This is a genomic window from Cryobacterium ruanii, from assembly GCF_004404055.1.
In the GTDB taxonomy this organism is placed as follows: Bacteria; Actinomycetota; Actinomycetes; order Actinomycetales; family Microbacteriaceae; genus Cryobacterium; species Cryobacterium ruanii.
Genome location: NZ_SOHK01000024.1, coordinates 36,453 through 61,078, shown reverse-complemented (window position 1 = coordinate 61,078; position 24,626 = coordinate 36,453). Strand labels below are relative to the sequence as shown.

At 66.2% G+C, this 24,626-nt stretch carries 25 protein-coding genes and 1 pseudogene; 11 read left to right on the top strand and 15 right to left on the bottom strand.

Going from position 1 to position 24,626, the window contains the following annotated elements; genetic code table 11:
* Nucleotides 1-9 precede the first annotated feature (9 nt).
* The 7 genes from E3T47_RS15185 to nirD all read right to left on the bottom strand — a co-directional run bounded on the left by E3T47_RS15185 (nt 10) and on the right by nirD (nt 4,634).
* The gene (locus E3T47_RS15185; protein WP_134556882.1) at nt 10-654 is read right to left on the bottom strand and encodes a ribonuclease HII; all 645 of its coding nucleotides are present in this window, start codon (nt 652-654) and stop codon (nt 10-12) included.
* On the bottom strand, nt 654-1,436 hold the full coding sequence (gene lepB, locus E3T47_RS15180) for a signal peptidase I (protein WP_134556881.1): 783 nt from the start codon (nt 1,434-1,436) through the stop codon (nt 654-656). The genes E3T47_RS15185 and lepB overlap by 1 nt, the downstream gene beginning before the upstream one ends.
* Before the next feature lie 80 nt (nt 1,437-1,516).
* Complete coding sequence (rplS, locus tag E3T47_RS15175; RefSeq protein WP_134556880.1) at nt 1,517-1,858, bottom strand: 50S ribosomal protein L19; 342 nt, start codon at nt 1,856-1,858, stop codon at nt 1,517-1,519.
* Nucleotides 1,859-2,034: 176 nt separating this feature from the next.
* Nucleotides 2,035-2,574 carry an MFS transporter gene (locus tag E3T47_RS15170; RefSeq protein WP_134556879.1) on the bottom strand — a complete coding sequence of 180 codons (540 nt, stop codon included), beginning with the start codon at nt 2,572-2,574 and terminating at the stop codon, nt 2,035-2,037.
* Nucleotides 2,575-2,631: 57 nt separating this feature from the next.
* Complete coding sequence (gene trmD, locus E3T47_RS15165) at nt 2,632-3,456, bottom strand: tRNA (guanosine(37)-N1)-methyltransferase TrmD (protein WP_134556878.1); 825 nt, start codon at nt 3,454-3,456, stop codon at nt 2,632-2,634.
* 9 nt (nt 3,457-3,465) lie between these two features.
* Nucleotides 3,466-4,248, bottom strand: a complete 783-nt coding sequence (locus E3T47_RS15160) for a sirohydrochlorin chelatase (protein WP_134556877.1) — start codon at nt 4,246-4,248, stop codon at nt 3,466-3,468.
* Nucleotides 4,245-4,634, bottom strand: coding sequence for a nitrite reductase small subunit NirD (gene nirD / locus E3T47_RS15155; protein WP_134556876.1), 390 nt, complete (start codon nt 4,632-4,634; stop codon nt 4,245-4,247). The genes E3T47_RS15160 and nirD overlap by 4 nt, the downstream gene beginning before the upstream one ends.
* A gap of 302 nt (nt 4,635-4,936) precedes the next feature.
* On the opposite strand from nirD, the pseudogene nirB reads away from it, so the two are divergent.
* From nirB to E3T47_RS15140, 3 genes and pseudogenes are all read left to right on the top strand, one after another.
* A pseudogene (nirB, locus tag E3T47_RS15150) lies at nt 4,937-7,548 on the top strand (nitrite reductase large subunit NirB).
* A 4-nt stretch (nt 7,549-7,552) separates the two neighbouring features.
* Nucleotides 7,553-8,362 (top strand): uroporphyrinogen-III C-methyltransferase, encoded by an 810-nt coding sequence (cobA, locus tag E3T47_RS15145; RefSeq protein ID WP_134556875.1) that lies wholly within the window; start codon nt 7,553-7,555, stop codon nt 8,360-8,362.
* A gap of 104 nt (nt 8,363-8,466) precedes the next feature.
* The gene (locus tag E3T47_RS15140; RefSeq protein WP_134556975.1) at nt 8,467-9,609 is read left to right on the top strand and encodes a uroporphyrinogen-III synthase; all 1,143 of its coding nucleotides are present in this window, start codon (nt 8,467-8,469) and stop codon (nt 9,607-9,609) included.
* A 78-nt stretch (nt 9,610-9,687) separates the two neighbouring features.
* Here E3T47_RS15140 and rimM read toward each other — a convergent pair whose 3' ends face one another.
* Genes rimM through rpsP form a run of 3 tightly spaced genes read right to left on the bottom strand, consistent with a single transcriptional unit; the run spans nt 9,688 to nt 11,044 of the window.
* Nucleotides 9,688-10,395: a ribosome maturation factor RimM gene (gene rimM / locus E3T47_RS15135; RefSeq protein WP_241982302.1), complete on the bottom strand. Its 708-nt coding sequence runs from the start codon at nt 10,393-10,395 to the stop codon at nt 9,688-9,690.
* Nucleotides 10,396-10,399: 4 nt separating this feature from the next.
* Nucleotides 10,400-10,636 carry an RNA-binding protein gene (locus E3T47_RS15130; protein ID WP_035879344.1) on the bottom strand — a complete coding sequence of 79 codons (237 nt, stop codon included), beginning with the start codon at nt 10,634-10,636 and terminating at the stop codon, nt 10,400-10,402.
* A gap of 3 nt (nt 10,637-10,639) precedes the next feature.
* Nucleotides 10,640-11,044 (bottom strand): 30S ribosomal protein S16, encoded by a 405-nt coding sequence (gene rpsP, locus E3T47_RS15125; protein ID WP_092341199.1) that lies wholly within the window; start codon nt 11,042-11,044, stop codon nt 10,640-10,642.
* Nucleotides 11,045-11,246: 202 nt separating this feature from the next.
* Between rpsP and E3T47_RS15120 the strand changes: the two genes are divergently transcribed.
* The gene (locus E3T47_RS15120; RefSeq protein ID WP_134556873.1) at nt 11,247-12,383 is read left to right on the top strand and encodes a glutamate--cysteine ligase; all 1,137 of its coding nucleotides are present in this window, start codon (nt 11,247-11,249) and stop codon (nt 12,381-12,383) included.
* A 35-nt stretch (nt 12,384-12,418) separates the two neighbouring features.
* On the opposite strand, the gene E3T47_RS15115 is transcribed toward E3T47_RS15120, so the two are convergent.
* The 5 genes from E3T47_RS15115 to ftsY form a co-directional block, all read right to left on the bottom strand.
* Nucleotides 12,419-13,231, bottom strand: a complete 813-nt coding sequence (locus E3T47_RS15115) for an LLM class F420-dependent oxidoreductase (protein WP_134556872.1) — start codon at nt 13,229-13,231, stop codon at nt 12,419-12,421.
* Nucleotides 13,232-13,399: 168 nt separating this feature from the next.
* Complete coding sequence (gene ffh / locus E3T47_RS15110) at nt 13,400-14,989, bottom strand: signal recognition particle protein (RefSeq protein WP_134556871.1); 1,590 nt, start codon at nt 14,987-14,989, stop codon at nt 13,400-13,402.
* Nucleotides 14,990-15,018: 29 nt separating this feature from the next.
* A complete protein-coding gene (locus E3T47_RS15105; protein ID WP_134556870.1) occupies nt 15,019-15,243 on the bottom strand; it encodes a hypothetical protein in 225 nt (74 codons plus the stop codon).
* Between the two features lie 74 nt (nt 15,244-15,317).
* Entirely contained in the window at nt 15,318-15,821 is a 504-nt protein-coding gene (locus E3T47_RS15100; RefSeq protein WP_134556869.1) for a DUF2004 domain-containing protein, read from the bottom strand.
* Nucleotides 15,822-15,843: 22 nt separating this feature from the next.
* Nucleotides 15,844-16,719: a signal recognition particle-docking protein FtsY gene (ftsY, locus tag E3T47_RS15095; RefSeq protein ID WP_134556868.1), complete on the bottom strand. Its 876-nt coding sequence runs from the start codon at nt 16,717-16,719 to the stop codon at nt 15,844-15,846.
* 277 nt (nt 16,720-16,996) lie between these two features.
* Between ftsY and E3T47_RS15090 the strand changes: the two genes are divergently transcribed.
* The 7 genes from E3T47_RS15090 (at nt 16,997) to E3T47_RS15060 (ending at nt 24,592) form a co-directional block, all read left to right on the top strand.
* Nucleotides 16,997-18,682 (top strand): nitrite/sulfite reductase, encoded by a 1,686-nt coding sequence (locus E3T47_RS15090; RefSeq protein WP_174844691.1) that lies wholly within the window; start codon nt 16,997-16,999, stop codon nt 18,680-18,682.
* Nucleotides 18,679-19,479 carry a phosphoadenylyl-sulfate reductase gene (locus E3T47_RS15085; RefSeq protein WP_134556867.1) on the top strand — a complete coding sequence of 267 codons (801 nt, stop codon included), beginning with the start codon at nt 18,679-18,681 and terminating at the stop codon, nt 19,477-19,479. Before E3T47_RS15090 ends, E3T47_RS15085 begins: the two co-directional genes overlap by 4 nt.
* Entirely contained in the window at nt 19,476-20,420 is a 945-nt protein-coding gene (gene cysD / locus E3T47_RS15080; protein WP_134556866.1) for a sulfate adenylyltransferase subunit CysD, read from the top strand. Before E3T47_RS15085 ends, cysD begins: the two co-directional genes overlap by 4 nt.
* Nucleotides 20,420-21,481: an ABC transporter substrate-binding protein gene (locus E3T47_RS15075; protein ID WP_134556865.1), complete on the top strand. Its 1,062-nt coding sequence runs from the start codon at nt 20,420-20,422 to the stop codon at nt 21,479-21,481. Before cysD ends, E3T47_RS15075 begins: the two co-directional genes overlap by 1 nt.
* 3 nt (nt 21,482-21,484) lie before the next feature.
* On the top strand, nt 21,485-22,897 hold the full coding sequence (locus E3T47_RS15070; RefSeq protein WP_134556864.1) for a sulfate adenylyltransferase subunit 1: 1,413 nt from the start codon (nt 21,485-21,487) through the stop codon (nt 22,895-22,897).
* 68 nt (nt 22,898-22,965) lie between these two features.
* Complete coding sequence (locus E3T47_RS15065) at nt 22,966-23,691, top strand: ABC transporter ATP-binding protein (protein ID WP_134556973.1); 726 nt, start codon at nt 22,966-22,968, stop codon at nt 23,689-23,691.
* Nucleotides 23,681-24,592, top strand: a complete 912-nt coding sequence (locus E3T47_RS15060) for an ABC transporter permease (RefSeq protein WP_134556863.1) — start codon at nt 23,681-23,683, stop codon at nt 24,590-24,592. The genes E3T47_RS15065 and E3T47_RS15060 overlap by 11 nt, the downstream gene beginning before the upstream one ends.
* Nucleotides 24,593-24,626 lie beyond the last annotated feature (34 nt).

Genomic DNA, 24,626 nt, shown 5'->3' with positions numbered 1-24,626 from the left:
GATCTCATCTTACGCTGAGATTTTGAGCCACGATTTTCGGTGTAGAGGGGACGGCCCGAGCAGGTCGATCGCGCTCAGGTGGGCGGCGCTGCCGTAGCCCTTGTTCGACGCCCAGCCGTAACCGGGCGCTGCGTCGTGCGCGGCGATCATGAGGCGGTCCCGGTGCACCTTCGCAATAACGGATGCCGCCGCCACCGACCCGCAATCCCGGTCGGCTTTGACGCGGGTCACGACGTTCAGCGGGGTGGCCAGCGCCTTGTTCAGCCAGTCGTCGCTGCCATCGAGCAGCACGATGCTGCCGGCCACGTCGACTCCCTGCGCATACAGCTCGGCCAGGGCGCGCTTGCCGGCGAGCCCGAGGCAGGCGATGATGCCGAGATCATCGACCTCGACGGCCGAGGCGAGCCCGACGGCCGAGTGCATTGCCCACGCTGCGGCGAGCGGTGCGAGCAGCTCCCGGCGCGGTTCGCTGAGCATCTTCGAATCGCGCAGTCCCGCCGGCATGGTCAGAACGGATGCATTCACCGCGGCGAATCCCACGGCCACCGGCCCAGCGAGAGCGCCGCGACCGACCTCGTCGCAGCCGATCACGAAGTTTGCCCCGGTGCGCAGCAGGTCGAACTCCACCTCCAGGGTGGGGTCGGACACCGCCACTACTCGGCGCCCGTATCGGTTTGTTCCACCTCGCGGAACACGTCGGGGTAGTCATCGAGCCACTCCCAGCGGCTGAGGGGCCAGCTCACGACGAGGGCCCGCCCCACCACATTATCGACCGGCACATAGCCCTTGCCGGCCGTCTCACCGTTGAAGCGGGAATCCTTCGAGTTGTAGCGGTTGTCGCCCATCATCCAGAGCGAATCGGCCGGGATGGTCACGTCGAAGTCGATAGCGGAGACCTTGGTTTCACCGGCCGGCAGGAGCACGTACGCCGACTCGTTTAGCGGAACGTCGTTGACGCTCATCTGGCCGAGAGCGTTGCAGCAGACGACGTGGTCGCCGGGCAGGCCGATGACCCGTTTGATGAGGTGATCATTGCTGTCGGGAGCAGACAGGCCCACGACCGAGAGCAGCCAGTCGGCCCCCGCCACGATCGGGTTCTGCACGATCTCGGCCTGGGGAAGCAGCCATCCGCCTGGGTCTTTGAACACGATAACGTCACCGCGGGTAATCGGGATCAGGTCGGGTTCGAGCTGGTTCACGATGATGCGGTCGTTGATCTGCAGGGTGTTCTCCATCGACCCGGAGGGAATGTAAAAGGACCGGATCAGGAACGTCTTGATCAAGAACGAGATGAGCAGTGCAACCACGAAGATGATGAGGAGGTCACGGATGAACAGCAAGACGCTGCGCTTCTTGCTGGGGGCCTTTTTGCTTCGGGACCTCTTCGACTCTGATACCCGACGATCGGACCTGGAGGCGAGCACTTCATCTGTCATTTAACCGCCTGAGCTCCCCATCAGTTTAGGTGATGGGGAGCTCAGTGGAGAATCCGGTGGGATCGTAGTCCGCGCGAAGGTTAGCGCTTTTCCTTGATCTTGGCCTTCTTGCCGCGCAGGTCGCGCAGGAAATACAGCTTGGCGCGACGTACGTCGCCGCGGGTCACGATCTCGATGTGGTCGATGACCGGGGAGTGCACCGGGAAGGTACGCTCGACGCCGATCTGAAAGCTGACCTTGCGAACGCAGAACGTTTCGCGCACGCCTTCGCCGGAGCGGCCGATGACGACTCCCTGGAAGACCTGGATACGAGAGCGGGTTCCCTCAATGATGTTGACGTGAACCTTGACGGTGTCGCCGGCACGGAAGTCAGGAATGTCCTTCCTCAGCGATGGGGCGTCTACCGCGTCGAGAATATGCATGTTGTTTCGCTCTCTGTACCCGCCACAGGTCGACTACGATATGTGCTTCGTTGGAAGCAATCAGTATGAGGATGTGCGCCGCACAGTGCAGGCTCCCCTGTGGCAGAGTCCTGCAGCGGCACAATCGCCTATTCTGCCATGAACTCGGCCCCGCTGCAAAGTCGCGGCCGGGAACGTCAGGCCCGGTCGCGCTTTTCTTCGATGATGATGACCTCGGGGGTGGCGGGTCGGCCAAAGGTCGGTGTCGGCTTTGACGTATTCGGTGAGGCGTAGGGCAGCGGACGTGAACCCCCGGCCGGCGCGGACCCGCGCGCCGTCTGTTCCACCAGGTCGACCATGGCGCGCATTCGACGCTTGGCGGAGTCGAACAGCTCCCAGACGGCGAACCAGAACACGGCGAGTCCGCCGAGGATGACGAGCACGCTGAGCCAGCCGGCGGCATCCGTTGAAAAGGGAATGGCGATGATGAGGGCGTGCCAGAGAGCGAGCACGCCGACGTCAGCGTAGGAAACGGCCCGAAATTCGCGCACTTCTCTGCGCGCGAAGATGACGAGGGCGACGAGCAGCATGCCGAGGCCGATGAGCACGGCCCCGAAGAAGATGCCCAACACCGCCCAGGCGCCCGATCCGAAGACCGAGGACCCGACGAGGAGCCAGAGCGGCAAGGCTCCGGCGGCAATGAATTGCCAGTGGTAGAAGGCGCGGCGGATGATCACTCGGCCAGTTTATCGGCGAGGACTGACACCAGCCTTGGCGTTCGCTGGAGGCAGAAGTCAGGACACGGTGCGCGGCAGCAGGTCGGGGCGTACCCGTTCGGTGCGGGTGATCTGCTGCTGGTGGCGCCAGCTACTGATGGCGCCATGGTTGCCGCTTAGCAGCACCGGTGGCACAGCGAGGCCGCGCCAGCTAGCCGGTTTGGTGTAGCTCGGGTATTCGAGCAAGCCGTCTTCGTGGGATTCCTCGACGAGACTCGCCGGATTACCGACGACTCCGGGAATGAGCCGGCCGATGGCTTCGATCATTGCCATGACGGCCACCTCTCCCCCGTTGAGCACGTAATCTCCGAGGCTGACCAGGCGTACCCGGCCGCGGGCCTCGTAGTGATCGACGACGCGCTGGTCAATTCCCTCGTAACGGCCGCAACCGAAGACCAAGTGCTGCTCGAGCGAGAGTTCGCGGGCCATCGCCTGGGTGAATTGCTCGCCGGCCGGTGAGGGAAAAATGAGGATCGGGCCGTCATCGGCCGCGTTGACGGTGATCGGCGTTTCGGCACTGGCCGGGTCGGCCGCGTCAGTGCCAGTGCCAGTGCCAGTGCCAGTGCCAGTGCCAGTGCCAGTGCCAGTGCCAGTGCCAGTGCCAGTGCCAGTGCCAGTGCCGAGGATGGCATCGAGGGCGTCGCCCCACGGCTCAGGCTTCATGACCATGCCGGCACCGCCGCCATAGGGGGTGTCGTCGACCGTGTGGTGCCGGTCATGCGTGTGGTCCCGCAGGTTGTGTACGCCGAGCTCGAGCAGCCCGCTCTGGCGGGCCTTGCCGAGCAGCGACAGGTCGAGCACATCGAAGAATTCGGGAAATATCGTGACGATGTCGATGCGCATGGTCAAATTCTAGAAGAGTTGGGCGTGCTCTTTCGCCTCGAGGTAGCGGTCGATGACCAGATCGACCAGCGCAGCGGGGGCCGTTTCCCCTGGCAGCAGCAGTGGGGCGGTAACCCGGTCGGCACCCGCGCCCTGCGCGCGGGTGAGGTCGAAGAAGAATCCTGGTGCCATCAAATAGGTACTCACGGTGACACTGCCGCCGCGCAATCGCGCCGCGGTGACGGCACAGGCGAGGCGAGGCGAGGCGGCGGAGAGAAAACCGACGGTGACCCGCACCCCAAGCCGCTGCTGCAGCATCGCACCGACCCGGAGGCAGTCGTCGACCGCACGCACGTCGCTCGACCCGGCAGCAGCGAGCACGATTTCTTGGCCCTGTGCCAGCGTGTCGAGTCCGGCGGCGCGCAGGCGATGTTCGAGCACGTCGATGAGCCGGCCGTCGGGGCCAAGAGCCCGCGACAGGGCAATATCGCGGTCATGCGCGCTGGTCTCACGTTGCAGGTCGACGTGTACGTGATACCCGGCCGAGAGTAGCAGGGGCACGACGACTGCGGCGGAGTCGGGGCTCACAGCGCCGAGGCTCGCTGCGACATCCGGCTGCTGTACGTCGACGAAACCGCCGGTCACCCGCAGATCGCGACGGGCAAGGGCGACGCCGTCGACGAGCGCCTTGATGGCGGCCTGGCCGTCGACCGAGTTGGTGCCGTGCGAGATGGCGACGAGTGCGGCGGGCTCGGCTGTCGACCGACCGACAGGAAGTCGGTCAGTTCTGGGCCGTTCGCCGAGCAGGGTCATGCCGCCTCTAAGAGTCCCGATTCGACCGCGACCTCGATGTAGCCGCCGACGATGCGGGTTTCGTAGGTGTTCAGCACGAGCGTCGGGTTGGTGAAGCATTCGCCTGTTTTGAGGTCGTAGACCTCTTTGTGCAGCGGCGAGGCGATCGTAGGGCGGTCACCCTTGGAGCCGACGATGCCGCGGGCCATGACGTGGGCCTCGGTGTATGGGTCGCGGTGGTCGACGGCGTAGATCTCGGTCGGCGAGAGCAAAAATAGGGCGATCTGCTTCATGCGGATGAGAGCAGCTTCGCCCCAGCTGGGTTCCAGATCGGTCACGGCGCAGGCGCGCTCCCAGACCAGGGTTGCTGCGTTGCTCGGACGGGTCTCAGCCAGTGTCATCGTCATCGTTCGCTCCCGGGGTTGTCGCGTTTCTGCGTTGGTCCCACGGTAGGCGGGCCATATTTCGGCCAGTCGCCAGCCATGTTTCCCCTGAGTGAAACCCGCCTCACAGTTGGGGTGCTCCACTGTGGGGCTTTCGACCAGTACGGGACACACGAGCGACACGAGGGGGAAACTGCCCCGAACTACGCTCACAATTGCCCCGCTTTGAAAGGATGCTGATGCCAGCTTCTCGTGAAACCGCTTCCGCGTATTCTCCCCCAGACGCCGCCGCATCCGCTGTGGAGGCGACACACGCCGTCACATCGATGAGTGCAGCGGATGCCGTGACACCGGCTCCGGCCACATTGCGCCGCGTCATCGTAATCGGCGGCGGCCCGGCCGCCCACCGCCTCACCGACGCCCTCCACTCCCGCGACACCGAGCGCTCCTTCTCGATCGTTGTACTGGCCGAGGAGAACCACCGACCCTACGACCGGGTCGCGCTGAGCCAGCGCCTCGCCGGAATGATCGACCTCACTTTGGACCCCACGGCACCGCGGGACAGCGAGCGCATCGCGCTGCGCATCAACGAGCGGGCCACGAGCATCGACCGGGTCGCCCGGACCGTCACGACCTCGACCGGGGCCGTGCTCGAGTATGACGACCTCGTGCTCGCCACCGGGTCGACCGCCCCGGTGCCGGAGATGCCGGGGCGCGAACACATTCGCGTGTACCGCACCGTCGACGACGTCGATGCCCTCGTCGGCGAGCTCGCCGCCCTCACCGTCTCGCTCGGCCGTACCCCGCGGGTGGTCGTGGCCGGCGGCGGACTGCTCGGGCTCGAAGCGGCCGGCGGGCTGCACAAGCTCGGCGCCGACTCGGCCATCGTGCACTCCGGCGGCTGGCTGATGTCGGCCCAGCTCGACGAGGGCGGCGGGCAGGCTCTCGGCCGGATGATCGTGGCCCAGGGCATCGAACTGCACCTCGGCACCCGCGCCCGCACGATTCTCACCGACGAATTCGATACCAGATCACCGGGCTGCAGCTCGGCAACGGCCGGGAGATCGCCGCCGATCTGGTCGTTTACGCCATCGGAATCTCACCGCGGGACGAGCTGGCCCGCGGTGCCGGGCTCACCGTGGGCACCCGAGGGGGCGTCACGATCGGCAACGACTGCCGCACGAGCGACCCGAAAATCTGGGCGATCGGCGAGGTCGCGAGCTGGAATGACCGCTGTGTCGGACTGGTCGCTCCGGCTAACGCCATGGCCGAGGTCGTCGCGGACCGCCTGCTCGGCGGCACCGCCGAGTTTACGACCGTCGACGACGCCACCAAGCTCAAGCTCTCGGGGGTCGACGTCGCCAGCTTCGGCGACGCATTCGCCACCACTCCGGGATCGCTCGAAATCGTCTACGCCGACCCGGCCCGCGGTCTGTATCAGAAACTCGTCGTGACCGACGACGCCAAAACCCTGCTCGGCGGCATCTTCGTCGGCGATGCCACCCCCTACTCGGCCCTGCGCCCCATGGTCGGCCGCAAGCTCAGCAGTGAACCCGCCGCCTACCTCACGGCAGCGGGCGCCGAGGCTAGGGCCGGTGACGAACTGCCCGACGACGCCCTGGTCTGCTCCTGCAACATGGTCTCGGTCGGCGCTGTGCGGCAGGCGGTGCGCGGTGACGAACATTCAAACTCATGCACAGAACTCGGAGCGCTCAAGGTGTGCACCCGCGCCGGCACCCAGTGCGGGTCGTGCGTGCCGCTGGTCAAGAAGATCCTCGAATCCGAGCTGACGGCATCCGGTCAAACCGTTTCGCACGCCCTCTGCGAGCACTTCGGACTGAGCCGGCAGGAACTGTTCGAGTCGGTGCGGGTGCTCGGGCTCACGTCGAGCGACGAGATCTTCTCCCGCTTCGGCACCGGCCGCGGCTGTGATGTCTGCAAGCCGGCCGTTGGCTCCATTCTGGCCAGCCAGAACACCTCCTACATTCTGGATGCCGGTCGCGGCACCCTGCAGGACACCAACGACCGCGCCATGGCCAACATGCAGAAAGACGGCACCTACTCGGTCGTTCCGCGCATTCCCGGCGGTGAGATCACGCCGACCAAACTCGCCGTGATCGCGCAGGTCGCCCTCGATTTCGACCTCTACACCAAGATCACCGGCGGGCAGCGCATCGATCTGTTCGGCGCCCGCCTGGAGCAGCTGCCGGACATCTGGCGCATCCTCGTCGACGCCGGGTTCGAGTCGGGGCAGGCCTACGGCAAGGCGTTGCGCAACGTGAAGTCCTGCGTCGGGTCCACCTGGTGCCGGTTCGGCGTGCAGGATGCCGTCGGCCTAGCCATTCGGCTCGAGCTGCGCTATCGCGGACTGCGCGCTCCGCACAAGTTCAAGTTCGGGGTGTCGGGCTGCGCCCGGGAATGCGCCGAAGCCCGCGCCAAAGACGTGGGTGTCATCGCGAGTGACAACGGCTGGAACATGTACGTCGGCGGGAACGGCGGCTTCCAGCCCGCGCACGGGCAGCTGCTCGCGACCGACCTTGATGAAGAAACCTTGATCAAGTACATCGACCGCTACATGATGTATTACATTCGCACGGCCGATCGGATGCAGCGCACCGCCCGCTGGATGGAAGACCTCGAGGGTGGTCTCGAGCACGTGCGCGACGTCGTCATCAACGACTCTCTCGGCCTCGCCGCTGAGCTCGAACAGGCCATGCTCGCTCACGTCGACAACTATGAAGACGAGTGGGCCGCGACGCTCGCCGACCCGGAGCGCCTGCGCCGCTTCCGTTCCTTCGTGAACGCTCCGACCGAACCCGACCCGAGCATCGCGCTCGTTACGGAGCGTGACCAAATCCGACCGGCGACCCCGGCCGAACGGGCCTCGTCGAGTACTGTTCTACTAACTGGAAGCCGCATTCCCGTTCGAAAAGAGTAGGCAAATGACAGCCCAGAGTTCCCGTTCGACTGGGTCAGTCAGCGTCGGGACGGTCACCCTGGTCGGCGGCGGACCCGGCGCCCCGGACCTGCTGACCGTCGCCGCCGTCACCGCGTTGCGGCAAGCGGATGTCGTGCTGTTCGACCGCCTTGCGCCGAGCGACGACCTCGCCTCGCTTGCACCCGGCGCCACGCTCATCGACGTCGGCAAACGTGCCGGCAGCCACCCGGTCTCTCAGACCGGAATCGAAGAGCTCATGGTCGAGCACGCCCTCGCCGGTAAGCGCGTAGTGCGGCTGAAGGGCGGCGACCCGTACGTGTTCGGTCGCGGCAGCGAAGAAGTGCTCGCCTGCCACCGCAACGGCATTGCTGTCACGGTCGTGTCGGGCGTCACGAGTGCGATCGCGGTGCCGGCCGCGGCCGGGATTCCGCTGACCCACCGCGGCATCAGCCACGCCTTCACCGTGATCAGCGGCCACGCGCCGCTCACCGACAACGAACTCGAGGGTCTCACCCTGCTCGGCAGCACCATCGTCGTGCTGATGGGTGTCGGAACCCTGCCCACCCTGAGCCAGGGCCTGCTGCGCCACGGCATGCCCGGCGACATGCCGGTGGCCATCATCGAGCGCGGATTCAGCCCCACGCAGCGCGCGACCGTGAGCACGCTGTCGGCGGTGCTGGCGGTTGCCGCTTCAGCGGGCGTGCGGAGCCCCGCCGTTCTGGTCGTCGGTGAGGTCGTACGCCTCGCTTTCAGCGGTGATGCCGCCGCCGAGGACCTCGTCGCGCGCGCGTCCGAGTTCGCGGTGATCGACTGATGGCTGGGGCGAACGACGAGGCCGCCGGTGTCTCGGGAGCGGGCGTTGAGGCATCCGCTTTGACGGGTTCGACCGCACCAGACCTGCACGGGCACCACGTGCGCATGCAGGGAGCAACCGAGCCGATCGAGATCGCGGCCCCTTTTCTGCAGCCGAACCAGCTCGAGGGTTTTCGCATCGGGGTGACGAGCGATCGCCGTTCGAGCGACCTGATCGACGCCTTCGAGCGGCGCGGGGCCCGCGTCGTGCACGCGCCGACCCTGCGCATCGCGCACTCGCAGGAAGACGGCCCGCTTCTCGAGGACACCCGCACTATGATCAGTGCGCGGCCCGATATTCTGCTCGCGACGACCGGGTACGGCGTTCGACGCTGGTTCGAGGTGGCCGAGGCCGACGGCATCGGCTCCGAGTTGACCGATGCGCTGGCCGAGACGACCATTCTGGTGCGGGGGCCGAAAGCGCGCGGCGGTATTCGAGCGGCCGGGCTGAACGACTCCGGCATGAGCGATTCTGAGACGACCGCCTCGCTCGTCGACAAGGTTTTGGCCGAGTATCCGCGCGGGCTCGTAATCGGCATCCAGGTTCACGGAGCGACCGATGAGGTGCAGCTCGACCGGTTGCGTGCCGTGCACGAGCGTGTTCTGGTGGTCGCTCCGTACCGCTGGATCGCCATGGACGACACCGATGAGCGCGTCTACAAGCTCGTCGAGGCCATCTGTTCTCGCCAGCTGGACTGCGTCACGTTCACGAGCGCGCCGGCCGTGCACGCCCTGTTCACCGCCGCCGAGGGCATGGACATGTATCCCGAATTGATCGCGGCCCTGCAGACCGAGGTCTGCGCGGCAGCCGTCGGCCCGGTGACCAGCGCCCCGCTCATCGCAGCCGGGATCGCGCCGATCCAGCCGACGCGGTTTCGCATGGGCGCGCTGATTCGGCTGGTCTGCGAACACCTGGAACAGAACATGATCGAGCGGGTCGAGACCCAGAATGGGCTCGTGCATCTGCGCGGCTCGATCGTTCAGGTCGGCGAGGAGCGCGTGCAACTTCCGCCGACGGCCCTCACGATCATGCGGGCGCTCGTGCGGGCCCGCGGGGCGGTCGTCTCCCGCGAAGACCTCACGCTCGCTCTCGCGGGCGATTCCGACGATCACGCCATGGAGGTCTCGCTCAGCCGCCTGCGGCAGACGCTGGGCGTGCCCGGGCTCGTCGCGACCGTGGTCAAGCGCGGCTACCGCCTGAACGTGTAGCCTGCCCCGGCACACAAATGCCGGGCGGTTCCGTTGCGAAACACAACGGGACAGCCCGGCAAAGGTACGGGTTGAGCCTTACAGTTCGTCGGTCTTCAGAACGGATGCCGCGGCATCCGTTTCGGAGGCGGCGTCAGCGGTTGCGTTGGGCGCGGCATTCATTTCGGAGGCCGGCTCAGCGTCGGCGTTGGGCGCGGCGTTCGTTTCGGAGGCCGGCTCAGCGTCGGCGGGGTCTTCGGGCAGTTCTTCGAGCAGGCCGGGCGGCGGCGTGATCGTGATCAGGCCGTTCTTCACGTCGACGCTCGGCACGATTGCCTTCACGAACGGGATCATGACGTCGCCCGTGGGCGTCTTCACGATCAGCAGGTCTTGCGCGGGCATATGCTCGAGGCGACCGATGGTGCCGATGCGCACACCGTCGCGCATGACGGCGAGGCCGACCAACTGGTGGTCGTACCAGGCGTCCTCTTCGTCCGACTGCTCGGCGACGTCCGCGTCGATCCAGAGGATCGCCTTCGCGAGCGTTTCGGCTGTTGAGCGATCGGGGACATCCTTGAAGAATCCGACCGCGTGCTGGTTGTACCAGCGCAGCTCGACGAGTTCGATCGTCTTGCCGTGCCAAGCCGACCCAGTCGGAACCTGCAGCGTGAACACGGCGCCCGGGACGAAACGTCGTCCCGGGTCATCCGTGAACAGTTCGAGCTTGATTGCTCCCTTGAGGCCGTGAGCCTTGGTCAGGCGCCCCACCCGTAACTGCTGGGTGCGGTCCTTCTCGCTGTCGTCCACTGATCTAGAAATCGGTGTCGACGACGTCGACGCGAACGCGACGACCATCGGCCAGAGCCGCAACGAGGGTACGCAGGGCCTTGGCAGTGCGACCCGCACGGCCAATGACCCGGCCGAGGTCCTCGGGGTTCACACGAACCTCGAGGACCTCGCCTCGCGGCGAATTCTTTTCTGCAACGTGCACATCGTCCGGGTGATCAACGATCCCCTTGACGAGGTGTTCGAGCGCGGGAGCAAGCAACAGTTACGCCTCTTCGGTTGCTTCGGCAGCAACCTCGGGGGCCTTGGCAACCGGCTTCTCGGCCTTGGGCTTGAGAACCGGCTTCTTCTTCTCGTCGGCGACGAAAGCAGCCTTCGGTTCCTTCACCTTGACGGTGCTCTTGGCGTTCTTGTCGCCCTTGAAGATACCCCAGTCGCCCGTGAGCTTGAGGAGTGCAGCGACCTGCTCGGTCGGCTGAGCGCCGACGCTGAGCCAGTACTGCGCACGCTCGGACTTGACCTCGATGACCGAGGGCTCCTCCGTGGGGTGGTAGATGCCGATTTCTTCGATGACACGACCGTCGCGCTTGGTGCGCGCGTCGGCGACGACGATGCGGTAGTACGGTGCACGGATCTTGCCCATGCGCTTCAGACGGATTTTGACAGCCACAATTCTCCAGTGTTGATTCGGTGTTTGGCGAACCTTGGGCCGTGAGCGTGGGGGCACACTCGGCATAAGCTCTATAGGATCACGTTGCACCGAGATAGAGGGTCGGGCACAACGGATCGCGACTAATCATTGTGTCAGAGATTACGCACGTTGTGATAATCGACCGTCTACGGCTTTCATCAGCCCACCCAAGGAGTACCCCGTGTCACTGGAATTCGCCCGATCCGCCCGCTCTACCGTGGGCATCGAGTGGGAGGTCGCCCTCGTCGACCGCGCGACCGGCGACCTGGTCAATATCGCCGACGAGGTGCTCGATGCCCTGCGTGGCCCCGACGGCTCGGCCCACGCCACCATCACCGGCGAACTGCTGCTCAATACGGTCGAGCTCGTCTCCCAGGTGCACGACACCGTCGGCAGTGCCGTAGCGGATGTCGCCGGCCAGCTCGGCGAGGTACGTCGCGCTCTCGACGGACGCAAGGTGGACATAATCTGCAGCGGGTCGCATCCGTTTGCGCAATGGTTCGACCAGACCGTCACCGACAAGGCCCGGTATCACAAGCTCATCGACCGCACCCAGTGGTGGGGGCGCAATATGATGATCTGGGGAATCCACGTGCACGTGGGCATCGAGGACAAGGCCAAGGTTATTCCGATCATGAACGGCCTGCTCACCTATGTGCCGCACCTGCAGGCCTTGAGCGCATCGAGCCCGTTCTGGGCCGGCATCGACACCGGGTACGCGAGCAACCGCTCACTCATGTTCCAGCAACTGCCGACCGCCGGGCTGCCCTGGGATCTGACCGACTGGGAGGCGTGGGAGCGCTACGTCGACGATATGGCGGTGACCGGCATCATCGAGGACGTCACCGAGGTGCGCTGGGACATCCGCCCGTCTCCACGCTGGGGCACGATCGAGATTCGGGTCTGCGACGGCGTCTCGACCACCGTGGAGCTCGGCGCGATCGCCGCGTTCATCCAATGCCTGGTCGAGTGGATGTCCACCCGCCTCGACGCGGGCGAAGCCGTGCCGCGCATGCAGCCGTGGTTCGTGCGGGAGAACAAATGGCGGGCGGCCCGCTACGGGCTCGACGCCGAGATCATCCTCGATGCTTTAGGCGCCGAATGCCTCGTAACGGATGATGTGCGTCGCCTCATCGAGACGCTCTCTCCTGTGGCCGAACGGCTCGGTTGCCTGCCGGAGTTGCTCGCACTGCACCGCATCATCGACAACGGCGGCAGCTACCAGCGGCAATTGGCTGTTGCGGCCACCTCTGGCGGCAGCCTGCCCGCGGTTGTCGCGGCGCTCAGCCACGAGCTGGCGCAGGGGCTGGGGAACTAGGCTGGCGGCTGCCGCGCCATCCGCTTGGGTGCCGGTCAGGCGTTCTTGCTGTCGCGCCAGGCCAGCCAGTCGGTAGCTGGGCCCAAGTCGTAGTCGGGGCCGGAAATTCCAACGGTGAACAAGCGCGTGCCGAGATCGAAGAGCGCGTCCGCATCAGCGACGGTACGCCCGCGCAGCTCGGTGGAGATTTCGATCTCGGTGATATCCCGGCCGACCTCATCGCACCAGGCGCCCAGCACGCCGAGCTTGTGCTCGAGCACCTCGGGGTTCGAAAACGAGTGCCAGATGTCGGCGTGCTGGGCGACGATGCGCAGGGTCTTCTTCTCGCCGCCGCCGCCGATGAGCACGGGGATGTCGCGAGTGGGCGGCGGGTTGATCCTGGCCCACCGGGCCTCGATGCGGTGCAGGCTGTCGTCCAGGGCATTCAGCCGGGTGCCGGGGGTGCCGAACTCGTAGCCGTATTCCTGGTAGTCCCGCTCGAACCAGCCGGCGCCGGTGCCGAAGATGAAGCGCCCGCCGCTGATGTGGTCGATCGTGCGGCCCATGTCGGCCTGCAGGTCGGCGTTGCGGTAGCTGTTGCAGTTGACGAGGGCGCCGAATTCGATCATGGTGGTCTGCTCAGCCCAGGCGGCGAGAATGGTCCACGATTCGAAGTGGAGGCCGTCGGGCTCACCACTGAGCGGAAAGAAATGGTCCCAGTTGAAGGCCACGTCGAAACCGCGTGTTTCGACCTCGGTGAGCATGTCTCGAATCTTCGAGTATTCGGCGTGCTGCGGCGCGATCTGCACGCCGATGCGCACGTTCTTGTTCGTCGGCTCCGTCTGGTTCGTCTGGTTCGTCGAGGACATGCATTCAGCCTAGGTGCGCACCCGGAATCGGGCCGCGAACCCGGGTCGAATTCAACGCGGGGTGCCAGCGCGGGCGCCGGGCCAACCATAGGAACGCAGACACAGTCTACAAACTGGGCCCAGGCACGGGGCCCGTTCAGAAATACGCCCGTGCTCCGGTCGGGCGGGCTACCGGCCGAGCATTTTCTGCAGCGCGGCCATTTCCTCTTCGGTGGGGCCGCCGGCCTTGCCCTTGCCGGGCTGGGCGCCGGAGCCAAGGCCGAATCCCGAGCCCGCGGCATCCGTTGAGGCAGTCTCGCCGGCCAGCTTGACGCCCGAAGCAATCGCGGCGTTCTCGGCCGCACGCTTGGCCGGGTTGCCCGACTTGGAGCCCTTCTTCTTCTGCGCAACTTTGGGCTTGCCACCGTAGCCGGCACCGGGGATCGGGCCCATACCGGGAATGTTGGGCATGCCGCCCTTGGCGACGGTCTTCATCATCTTGGCGGCCTGCTCGAAGCGCTGCACGAGCTGGTTGACCTCGGTGACGCTTGAGCCCGAGCCCTTCGCGATGCGCAGGCGACGCGAGCCGTTGAGCAGCTTCGGGGTGGTGCGTTCGAGCTTGGTCATCGACTGGATGATGGCCTCGGTGCGCACGATCTCGCGCTCGTCGAAGTTCTCGAGCTGCGCCTTCATGGCGCCGGCGCCGGGCAGCATGCTCATCATCTTCTTGATCGAGCCCATGTTGCGCAGCTGCTGCATCTGGCCGAGGAAGTCATCGAGGGTGAAGGTGTCGGTGGCGAATTTCTCGGCGACCTTGCGGGCTTCGTCCTCGTCGAACGCGCCCTGCGCCTGCTCGATCAGGGTAAGGATGTCACCGAGGTCGAGGATGCGGCCGGCCATGCGGTCGGGATGGAACGGTTCGAAGTCGTCGAGTCCTTCACCGGTGGAGGCGAACATGATCGGGCGGCCGGTGAGTGAGGCGACCGAGAGCGCCGCGCCTCCGCGGGCATCGCCGTCGAGCTTGGTGAGCACGACACCGGTGAAGTCGACGCCGTCCTGGAAGGCCTTCGCCGTGGCGACGGCGTCCTGACCGATCATGGCGTCGATGACGAAGAGCACCTCGTCGGGGTTGATCGCCCTGCGGATGTTGGCGGCCTGCTTCATGAGCTCGGCGTCGACGCCGAGCCGCCCCGCGGTGTCGACGATGACGACGTCGTGCACCTTTTGCAGGGCATACTTCACGCCGTCGCGGGCCACCTTGACCGGGTCGCCGACGCCATTGCCGGGCTCGGGGGCGTAGACGGCGACGCCGGCCTGCTTGGCGACGACTTCGAGCTGCGTGACCGCGTTGGGCCGCTGCAGGTCGGCGGCGACGAGCAACGGGGTGTGGCCGTCTTTGGCGAGCCACTTCGCGAGCTTGCCGGCGAGGGTGGTCTTACCGGCACCCTGCAGGCCCGCGAGCATGATGATGGTCGGCGGCTTCTTGGCGAATTCCAGTCGGCGCTGCTGGCCGCCGAGAATGGTGATGAGCTCGTCGTTGACGATCTGCACGACCTGCTGAGCCGGGTTCAGGGCTTTGCTGACCTCGTCGCCGAGGGCGCGCTCCCGCACCTTACCGGTGAAATCCTTGACGACCTCGAGGGCCACGTCGGCGTCGAGCAGCGCGCGGCGAATCTCCCGAACGGTGCCGTCGACATCCGCTGCGCTGAGCTTGCCCTTGGTGCGGAGGTTTTTGAACGTCTCGGCAAGACGATCTGAGAGGTTTCCAAAAGTAGCCATTATGCGTTTAGTTTAACCGGTGGCCGCTGCTACTTCTGAACGGATGCTGCCGCCTGCACGCCATCGTGGCGCTCGCCCAGCTCACCGTCGTGCTCGACCGCACCGTTGTGCCCATCGCGCTCCCCCAGGCGCAGGCCGCGCTCAACATGAGCGACGACGACCGCACCGTTGCGCTCATCGCGTTCATCCTGGTGCGCCCGCGCACGGAAGACCCGCTTGGCGCGGGCGCGATACACCTCGGGCTGCGGGCCCACCCTATGGCCGCGAGCCCACCCGATGACCGCGGGCCCAGTCTACGAACTGCGCCCGTGTTCCGGGGCCCGTCCCGTTAGCTGTCCAGGGCCACCTGCACAGTGTCGCCGTGCACATCGATCGTGACGACGAGCAGGCCGTCGGTGTCGTCGGGACTGATGGCATATTCGAGTACCGCGAAGTGCGCCTCGCTGCCGTTGTGGTGCGGATGAAAGCCGATACGCTGCAGGCGCAGCGAGCGCAGAAAGTCGATCTGCTGGTCGCCGGAATCCCAGATGATGGCGTTTTCGATCGCCTCCTGGTCCATCTCCTCGAGCTGCTCAGTGATGTACTGGCTCGTTACGGAGACCTCGGCCGACAGGTCGGCGACGAGGGACTCCCGCACCTGGGAGTCGAGGTCCTCCATCGAGCCGATCATTGCTGCGGCAATATCGAGTGCTTCGGCGGTCACCGAGTCTTCATCGGGCGAGGTGAGGTCGATCTCGACGCTCTGGTCGCCGAGCTCGGCCGACTCGGACCAGTAGACCTCGCCCTCGTCTTCGTCGCCGAGAATTCCAAAGAAATCGTGTTCGATGCTCATAGTGCTCCTCTAAAGTTCTTGATCAGCCAACGAGTTTCTGTGCGAACACGTGCGGGGTGAAACCGGTGAGGTCGTTGATGCCCTCACCCTGCCCGACGAGTTTGATCGGAATGCCGGTCTTCTCCTGCACGGCCAGCACGAAGCCACCGCGAGCTGAGCCGTCGAGCTTGGTCAGCACGAGGCCGGTCACACCGGCGTGCTCGATGAAGGCCTCGGCCTGGGCGAGCCCGTTCTGGCCGGTCGTAGCGTCGAGCACGAGCAGCACCTCGGCGATCGGCCCCTGTTTTTCGACGACGCGGCGAATCTTGGTGAGTTCGTCCATCAGGCCGCCCTTGGTCTGCAGTCGCCCGGCGGTGTCGATGAGCACGATCTCGATGCCCTCGTTCTTCGCCTTCTCGACCGTTTGAAAGGCGACGGATGCTGGATCCTGGCCGGTCATCTGCGGCTTCACGATCTGCGCGCCGGCGCGTTCGGCCCAGGTCGATAGTTGTTCGACCGCCCCGGCCCGGAACGTGTCGGCCGCACCGATCACAACGCTGCGACCGTAGGTGTTCAGAAATTTCGCGAATTTGCCGATCGTCGTGGTCTTGCCGACGCCGTTGACCCCGACGACGAGCACGACGGCCGGTCGCTCGGACAGTGTGAGGGTGGAGTCGAGAACGGAAAGGCGCTCTTCGATGCCTTCGCGGAGCATCCGCTGGAGGTCGGTCGGGTCGGTCGTGCTGTACCTGGCGACCTTGGCACGCAGGTCAGCGATGACCGCGTCGGTGACGGTGGGGCCGAAGTCGGCCTGCAGCAAGGCATCCTCGAGGTCGTCCCAGGTGTCGGCGTCGATGGTCTTCTTCGCGAACATTCCGCGCAGTGCGCCAGAGAGGGACCAGGGGGTGCGTTCAGCCATGTCCCTAGCCTAGGGGGGTGTCGCGGGCTTCGGCGCGGGGAGCCGCGGAGCACCCATAGCCTTCCTCGCAAACTGTGTGACGCCACATGACAGTGTGTGACAGCACGTGACCCTCGCTGCACCCCCTGTTCGTGCGGCGCAGTAGCGTGAGTACCGTTGCTTCGGTTCACCAGTGCCGGGGCGGCGCCGCAAACCGAGGGAGCCCGACGTGCCGAAAGAAACCGAGACGGTGCACAGCGAAACGGTCGAGGCCGCGAACGCCACGGCAGTAACCAGGCTGCCCGCCGCCCGCCCGCCGCGGCCGTCAACGCGACCGAACGGCCAGTGGAAGATCGACGGCACCGAACCGCTCAACGGCAACGAGGTCTGGAAGCAGGTCGACAACGGCCTCGCAGTGCGTGGTCGCATCGAACAGATCTACTCGAAAGAGGGCTTCGACTCGATTGACGGCACCGATCTGCACGGCCGTTTTCGCTGGTGGGGCCTCTACACACAGCGCAAACCCGGCATCGACGGCGGCAAGACCGCCACCCTCGAACCGGAAGAACTCGAAGACCGCTATTTCATGCTCCGCGTGCGCATCGACGGCGGCCAGCTCACCACCGAACAGACCAGGGTGATCGGCGAAGTCTCCCGCGACTTCGGCCGCGATACCGCCGACATCACCGACCGTCAGAACATTCAGCTGCACTGGATCGAGATCGAGGACATGCCCGAGATCTGGCGTCGCCTTGAAGCCGTCGGCCTCGAAACCACCCAGGCCTGCGGCGATGTGCCGCGCGTGTTCCTCGGCTCGCCCGTGGCCGGCATCGCCGCCGACGAACTCATCGACCCCACCGAGTCGATCAACGAGCTCGCCCGCAAGTTTCTCGGCACCGACGAATTCGCCAACCTGCCGCGCAAGTTCAAGACCGCTATCACCGGCCACCCCAGCCAGGACGTCGTTCACGAGATCAACGACATCGGCCTCGTGGCCGTCGAACACCCCGAACTTGGCATCGGCTACGACCTCTGGGTCGGCGGCGCGCTCAGCACCACCCCGCGACTGGCCGAACGCCTCGGCGCGTTCGTCGCCGAAGACAAGGTGTCCGAGGTCTGGCGCGGTGTCGCCTCGATCTTTCGGGACTACGGCTACCGGCGCCTGCGCGGCAAGGCACGCCTGAAATTCCTCCTCGCCGAATGGGGCCCCGAGAAATTCCGTCGCATCCTCGAAGATGAATACCTCGGCTACACCCTGCCCGATGGCCCCGCCGCACCCCGCCCTAAAACGCAGGGCGACCACATCGGAGTGCACAAGCAGAAGGACGGCCGCTTCTATATCGGTGTGGCCCCCTTCGTTGGCCGCGTCTCCGGCCAAACCTTGATCAAGCTCGCCGACCTACTCGAAGCCCACGGCTCGACCCGGCTGCGCACGACCCCGCATCAGAAGATCGTGGTGCTCGACGTGGCCGAAGAGCACGTTGAACCGCTCATCGCGGCCCTCGACGAGATCGGCCTCTCGGCCCGTCCGAGCCTGTTCCGCCGCTCGACAGTGGCCTGCACCGGCATTGAATTCTGCAAGCTCGCCATCGTCGAAACCAAGCAGTCCGCAACGGATGCCATCCTCGACCTGGAAAAACGCCTCGCGGACATCGACGCCCCCCACCCGATCACCCTGCATGTGAACGGATGCCCCAACTCCTGCGCCCGCATCCAGACCGCGGACATCGGGCTCAAAGGCCAGCTGCTGCCGGACGGCAATGGCGGCTCCACCCCCGGCTTCCAGGTGCACCTCGGCGGCGGCCTCGCCTCCGTCGACCGCGACGAGGCCGGCCTCGGCCGCACCGTGCGAGGCCTCAAGGTGACCGCCGAGGATCTCGCCGACTACGTCGAACGCCTCGTGCGTCGTTTTCTGGTAGCGCGCACCGACGACGAAACCTTCGCCCAGTGGGCGCACCGCGCCGACGAAGAGAACCTCAAATGAGCGCGATCAACCTGAATGCCCGGGTCCTCAATAACAATGCCGAGGCGTCCGCTGCCCCCGCCCGCGCGTTGCCTCCGCGCCGGCCGGCCGCCGACCTGCAGGCCCTCGCCGAGCAGGGTTCGGCCGAACTCGCTCAGGCCGCCGCTGCGAACGGCCGTGAGGCCACCGCCGCCGAGGTCGTCGCGTGGGTCGCCCGCAACTTCAGCGCCGATTCCGTGGCCGTCGCCTGCTCCATGGCCGACGCGGTGCTGCCCGAAATCGTGTCGCAGCAGCTGCCCGGCGTTGACGTGCTCTTTCTCGACACCGGCTACCACTTCGCCGAAACCTACGAGACCCGAGACGCTGTCGCCGCAGCCCTGCCGGTCACCGTCGTCGACGTGCTACCAGTCACGACGGTGCCGGAGCAGGATGCGCAGCACGGCGCCGAGCTGTTTGCCCGGGACCCCAACGCCTGCTGCGCGATGCGCAAGGTCGAACCGTTGCAGCGTTCACTCGGCGGCTACGAGCTGTGGTTCACCGGTGTGCGCCGAGACGAGTCACCCACCCGCGCCAATACGCCGCTCGTCACCTGGGACGAACGCAACGGCCTGGTCAAGGTGAACCCCGTCGCCGCCTGGAGCTACGACGAACTCATGGACTACGCCACGGATCACCACGTTCCGGTGAACGTGTTGCTCTCCCAGGGCTACCCCTCCATCGGCTGTGCCCCCTGCACCCAGCCCGTCGCGGCGGGCGCCGATCCCCGTTCCGGCCGCTGGGCCACCCTTGAGAAGACAGAATGCGGGCTCCACCAATGACGACTGCGCTAGTTTCAACATCAACATCAACATCAACGCCAACCGCCCACCGCCTCTCCGAACTAGACGTGCTCGAGAGCGAAGCGATCCACATCATTCGCGAGGTCGTCGCCGAATTCGAACGGCCCGTGTTGCTGTTCTCCGGCGGCAAGGACTCCGTCGTCGTGCTACACCTCGCCGCGAAGGCGTTCTGGCCCGGCAAGATTCCCTTCTCGCTGCTGCACGTGGACACCGGCCACAACTTTCCCGAGGTGCTCGAGTTTCGCGACAAGACTGTGGCCGCCCATGGGGTGCGCCTCACGGTCGCCAAGGTCGAGGATTACATTCAGGACGGCCGCCTGGTGGAACGCGCCGACGGCACCCGCAACCCGCTGCAGACAATGCCGCTGCTCGATGCGATCGCGGCCGGCCGGCACGACGCGGTCTTCGGTGGCGCCCGTCGCGACGAAGACAAAGCTCGCGCCAAGGAACGCATCCTCTCGCTGCGCGACGAATTCGGCCAGTGGGACCCGCGCAACCAGCGCCCCGAGCTATGGAACCTCTACAACGGCCGCCACACCGTGGGCCAGCATGTGCGCGCCTTCCCGATCAGCAACTGGACCGAACTCAACGTCTGGCGTTACATCGAACGCGAGAACATCGAACTGCCCCCGTTGTACTACGCCCACGACCGTGAGGTCTACCGCCGCGACAACATGTGGCGCGCGGTCAGCCCGGTCAGCCCGCCCCACGCCGACGAGACCGTCGAGCTCCGCACGGTACGGTACCGCACGGTGGGTGACATGAGCTGCACCGGCGCGGTCGACTCGCAAGCGGCATCCGTTGCCGATGTTGTGCGCGAGGTCGGCGTGAGCACCATCACCGAACGCGGCGCAACCCGCGCCGACGACCGCATCTCCGAGGCCGCCATGGAAGACCGCAAGAAGGAAGGATATTTCTGATGAAGAATTCGCTACGCTTGGGCGTCCTCATGCTGGGAACCGCCCTTCTTTTGAGCGGATGCGCCGCCACGGCCAGCACCGAGCCCGCCACCGACCAGGGTCCAGCCGACGAACTGCGCCTGGGCTACTTCGACAACGTCACCCACGCGGCAGCGCTGGTCGGGCTGGAGAACGGCTTCTTCGAGGACGCGCTCGGCGACACGACGCTGAGCACTCAGATTTTCAACGCCGGCCCGACCGCCGTTGAGGCGCTCAGCGCCGGCGCCATCGACGCCGCCTACATCGGCCCGAGCCCAGCGGTGAACACGTTCATCCAGAGCGGCGGCCAGTCGGCCGTGATCGTGGCTGGAGCCGCGAGCGGCGGCGCGGCACTCGTCGTGCGTGACGGCATTGACAGCCCGGCCGACCTGGCCGGCACCATCCTCGCCACCCCGCAGCTCGGTAACACCCAGGACGTCGCTTTGCGTTCCTGGCTCGGTGACGAGGGGTATACGACCAGCACCACGGGCGGCGGCGAGGTCACTGTGTCACCGACCGAGAACGCGCAGACCCTGACCCTGTTCCAGAGCGGCACGATAGACGGCGCCTGGCTCCCCGAACCCTGGGTGTCTCGACTCGTGCTCGAAGCTGGAGGCCACGTTCTCGTGAACGAAGCCGACCTGTGGGACAACGGCGACTTTCCGACGACGGTGCTGCTCGTGCGCAAGGCCTTTCTCGAGGAGCACCCCGACACCGTTCAGGCACTTTTGGAGGGCCATGTCACGGCCGTCGAGTGGCTAACCGAGAACCCGACCGACGCCGCCACGGCCATCAACGCGAAGCTCACGGCCGACACCGGCAAGGCTCTTGCCGACGATGTGCTGGCCCGGGCGCTGACCGAAGTGAAGTTTAATGTCGACCCGCTGGCTTCGACCTTCCCGACCTCACTCGCTGAGGCGGTCAAGGCCGGCATCGGCAAGGACGGCGACCTGAACGGTCTGTTCAACGTGGCACTGCTCAACGCCGTACTGGCGAAGCACGCAAAACAATCGGTCTCGGCCGGCGGATTGGGAACGGAATAGCAGATGACCCTCACCATAGACACCCGAAACCTCGACGCCGCGGCTGCCGTTTCTGCCCCCGAAGGCACACTGTTTCGTTTCGCGACGGCCGGCTCGGTCGACGACGGCAAGTCCACCCTCGTCGGCCGGCTGCTGCACGACTCGAAGGCCATCCTCGCCGACCAGCTCGAAGCGGTCACCCGCACGTCGACCGAGCGCGGCTTCGGCGGCGAGAGCGGCGGCATCGACTTCGCGCTGTTGACCGACGGCCTGCGCGCCGAACGCGAACAGGGCATCACCATCGACGTGGCCTACCGCTACTTCGCGACGCCCGCCCGCTCCTTCATCCTCGCCGACTGCCCCGGCCACGTGCAGTACACCCGCAATATGGTCACCGGCGCCACCACAGCGGATGCCGTCATCATGCTCATCGACGCCCGCAAGGGTGTGCTGGAGCAGACCCGCCGGCACCTCAGCGTCGTAGCCCTGCTGCGCGTGCCGCACGTGATCATCGCGGTCAACAAGATCGACCTGCTGGACTACAGCGAAGCCGCCTACCGGGAGGTGGAGGCATCCGTTCGTCTGGTCACCGCCGAACTCGGAATCGCTGAAGTTCTCGTCATTCCGGTGTCGGCATTGGTCGGCGACAACGTCGTCGACCGCTCAGAGCGCACCCCCTGGTATGACGGGCCGAGCCTGCTCGAACTGCTCGAAACCCTCACCGTGATCGACGACCTCGACGAGCGCGGCCAGGCCACCGAGGCGTTCCGCCTGCCGGTGCAGCTCGTGCTACGCCCGCAGGGCGCAGTCGTCGTAGCCCCGGAACTCGCCGACTCCTACCGCGACTACCGGGCTTACGCCGGGCAGGTCGCCAGCGGCAGCATCAAGGTCGGCGACAGCGTCAGCGTCGAGCCCGGCGGCGGCACCAGTACCGTCACCGGCATCGACTTTGCCGGCGTCGCCCTCGACGAGGCTTTCGCACCGCAGTCGATCGCGCTGCGCCTGGCCGACGACCTCGACATCGCCCGCGGCGCCGTGATCGCCGCCGTCGACACCCTGCCGCCGATCACCCGCAGCCTCGAAGCCGACCTGTTCTGGCTCGACCCGCGCCCGCTCGCGCCGGGCGCCCGCGTGCTCCTGAAGTTCGGCACAACCGTCGTGCAGGCCCTCATCAGCGCCGTCACCGGCCGGCTCGACCTCACCACGCTCGCTGGAGAACCGGCCACTTCGCTCGCCGTGAACGACATCGGGCAGGCGAGCATCCGCTTGTCCCGCGATCTGCCGATCGAGCGCTACACGCAGAACCGCCGCTCTGGGGCGTTTCTCGTTATTCACCCGCAGGACGGCGCGACCCTCGCCGCCGGCATCGTGACCGCACCTGGCGAGCCCACCCGGGCCGGCGATGGCTCAGGCGCCGGGTCGGACGTGTCACCGTGAGCTCCCCTGCACCCACCGCGGTCGTGACGGCGCCGGTTCAAGCGTCGCTGGCCGCCGGGCCGGCCGCGATCACGATCGATGCCCTCGGCAAGCGGTTTGGCGCCGGGCCGCTCGTGCTCGACGACATCAATCTGTCGATCGAGGCCGGGCAGTTCGTTTGCCTGCTCGGCGCGAGCGGATGCGGCAAGTCCACGCTGCTGAACATCATCGCCGGCCTGGAGAAACCGACCGAGGGCGCCGTCACCGTGGCGAGCGGCAAAGCAGCCGTCATGTTCCAGGACGCTGCACTGTTTCCGTGGCTGACCGCCGGCCGCAACGTGGAGCTCGCCCTGAAGCTTCGTGGTGTGCCGCGCAAAGAACGGCGGACGGAAGCCCTCGAACTACTCGACCTGGTGAACCTCGCTGATGCCGCTGACAAGCGCCCACACGAGCTATCCGGCGGCATGCGTCAGCGCGTCGCCCTCGCCCGCTCGCTCGCGCAGGACCGCAAGGTGCTGCTCATGGACGAACCGTTCGCCGCGCTCGACGCCATTACCCGCGACCTGCTGCACGAGGAGCTGGAACGAGTCTGGCGCCAAACCGGCCGCACCATCGTCTTCGTGACCCATAACGTGCGGGAGGCCGCCCGGCTGGGCCAACGCATCCTCTTGATGTCGTCACGCCCGGGCCGCATCGTCAACGAGTGGACCATCGCCGACACCGGCTCACGCCGCATCGAATCCCCCGAGGTCGCCCGCCTGGGCGATGAGATCACCGACCAGCTGCGAGAGGAGATCCGCCGCAATGCCGCTTGACACTGAGACAGCCACCGATAAGGTGCATGACCCTGGCCATGACGAACTCCGGCGCCTCGAAGCGGGCCTGGATTCATTGCAGGCCGTTCCCGAAACGCCGCGAGGCGCTTTTCGCCGCACTCTCGACGGTGTCGTACCGCCCGTTCTGCTGCTGATCGCGCTGGTCGCGGCCTGGCAGGTTTACATCGTCACCGTCAAGCCCCGGCCCGACCTGATTCCCGGTCCCCTCGACGTGTTCGGCGCCCTGGCCAGCGCGTGGAACAGCGACCGCCTGCAGCTCGCTGTCACGACCAGCCTCGAACGCGGCGGCCTCGGCTTTCTCATCGCCGTCGCCATCGGCACCCCGATCGGGCTGTTGCTTGCCGAATGCCGCCCGGTGCGACGCGCCGTGGGCCCGCTGCTCTCAGGCTTACAGGTGCTCCCATCGGTTGCCTGGGTGCCCGCCGCGATCATCTGGTTCGGCCTCACCGACGCCACCGTCTACTTCGTGATCCTGATGGGCGCTGTGCCGTCGATCGCCAACGGGCTCGTCTCCGGCGTCGACCAGATTCCGCCACAGCTGCGCCGGGTCGGTACGGTGCTCGGCGCCTCACGCTTCGAGATGGCTACCCTCGTGGTGCTGCCGGCCGCCCTGCCGGGCTATTTCTCCGGCCTCAAGCAGGGCTGGGCCTTCGCCTGGCGTTCGCTGATGGCGGCCGAAATCATCACTCAGGGCGGGACGATTGGTTTCGGCCTCGGTTCCATGCTCGACCAGAGCCGTGTTCTCGCCGACCTGTCGGGCGTACTAGCGACCATCCTGGTGATTCTGTTCGTCGGCATCCTGGTCGAACTGGTGGTCTTCGCCCCGATCGAACGTCGTCTGCTGCGCCGCCGCGGACTTATGGCCGCCGGCCTGCGCTGAACCGCGCGCATCCACTTTTCTTCTGCTTCATTCT

Excerpts from the sequence above, each read along its gene's own strand:
- E3T47_RS15070 (WP_134556864.1), top strand. The coding sequence starts at position 21,485 with ATGACCCTCACCATAGACACCCGAAACCTCGACGCCGCGGCTGCCGTT.
- lepB (WP_134556881.1), bottom strand. The coding sequence starts at position 1,436 with ATGACAGATGAAGTGCTCGCCTCCAGGTCCGATCGTCGGGTATCAGAG.
- E3T47_RS15075 (WP_134556865.1), top strand. The coding sequence starts at position 20,420 with ATGAAGAATTCGCTACGCTTGGGCGTCCTCATGCTGGGAACCGCCCTT.
- nirD (WP_134556876.1), bottom strand. The coding sequence starts at position 4,634 with ATGACGATGACACTGGCTGAGACCCGTCCGAGCAACGCAGCAACCCTG.
- E3T47_RS15100 (WP_134556869.1), bottom strand. The coding sequence starts at position 15,821 with ATGAGCATCGAACACGATTTCTTTGGAATTCTCGGCGACGAAGACGAG.
- cysD (WP_134556866.1), top strand. The coding sequence starts at position 19,476 with ATGACGACTGCGCTAGTTTCAACATCAACATCAACATCAACGCCAACC.
- E3T47_RS15115 (WP_134556872.1), bottom strand. The coding sequence starts at position 13,231 with ATGTCCTCGACGAACCAGACGAACCAGACGGAGCCGACGAACAAGAAC.
- E3T47_RS15160 (WP_134556877.1), bottom strand. The coding sequence starts at position 4,248 with ATGACCCTGCTCGGCGAACGGCCCAGAACTGACCGACTTCCTGTCGGT.
- E3T47_RS15140 (WP_134556975.1), top strand. The coding sequence starts at position 8,467 with ATGCAGGGAGCAACCGAGCCGATCGAGATCGCGGCCCCTTTTCTGCAG.
- E3T47_RS15060 (WP_134556863.1), top strand. The coding sequence starts at position 23,681 with ATGCCGCTTGACACTGAGACAGCCACCGATAAGGTGCATGACCCTGGC.
- cobA (WP_134556875.1), top strand. The coding sequence starts at position 7,553 with ATGACAGCCCAGAGTTCCCGTTCGACTGGGTCAGTCAGCGTCGGGACG.
- E3T47_RS15085 (WP_134556867.1), top strand. The coding sequence starts at position 18,679 with ATGAGCGCGATCAACCTGAATGCCCGGGTCCTCAATAACAATGCCGAG.
- trmD (WP_134556878.1), bottom strand. The coding sequence starts at position 3,456 with ATGCGCATCGACATCGTCACGATATTTCCCGAATTCTTCGATGTGCTC.
- ftsY (WP_134556868.1), bottom strand. The coding sequence starts at position 16,719 with ATGGCTGAACGCACCCCCTGGTCCCTCTCTGGCGCACTGCGCGGAATG.
- rplS (WP_134556880.1), bottom strand. The coding sequence starts at position 1,858 with ATGCATATTCTCGACGCGGTAGACGCCCCATCGCTGAGGAAGGACATT.
- ffh (WP_134556871.1), bottom strand. The coding sequence starts at position 14,989 with ATGGCTACTTTTGGAAACCTCTCAGATCGTCTTGCCGAGACGTTCAAA.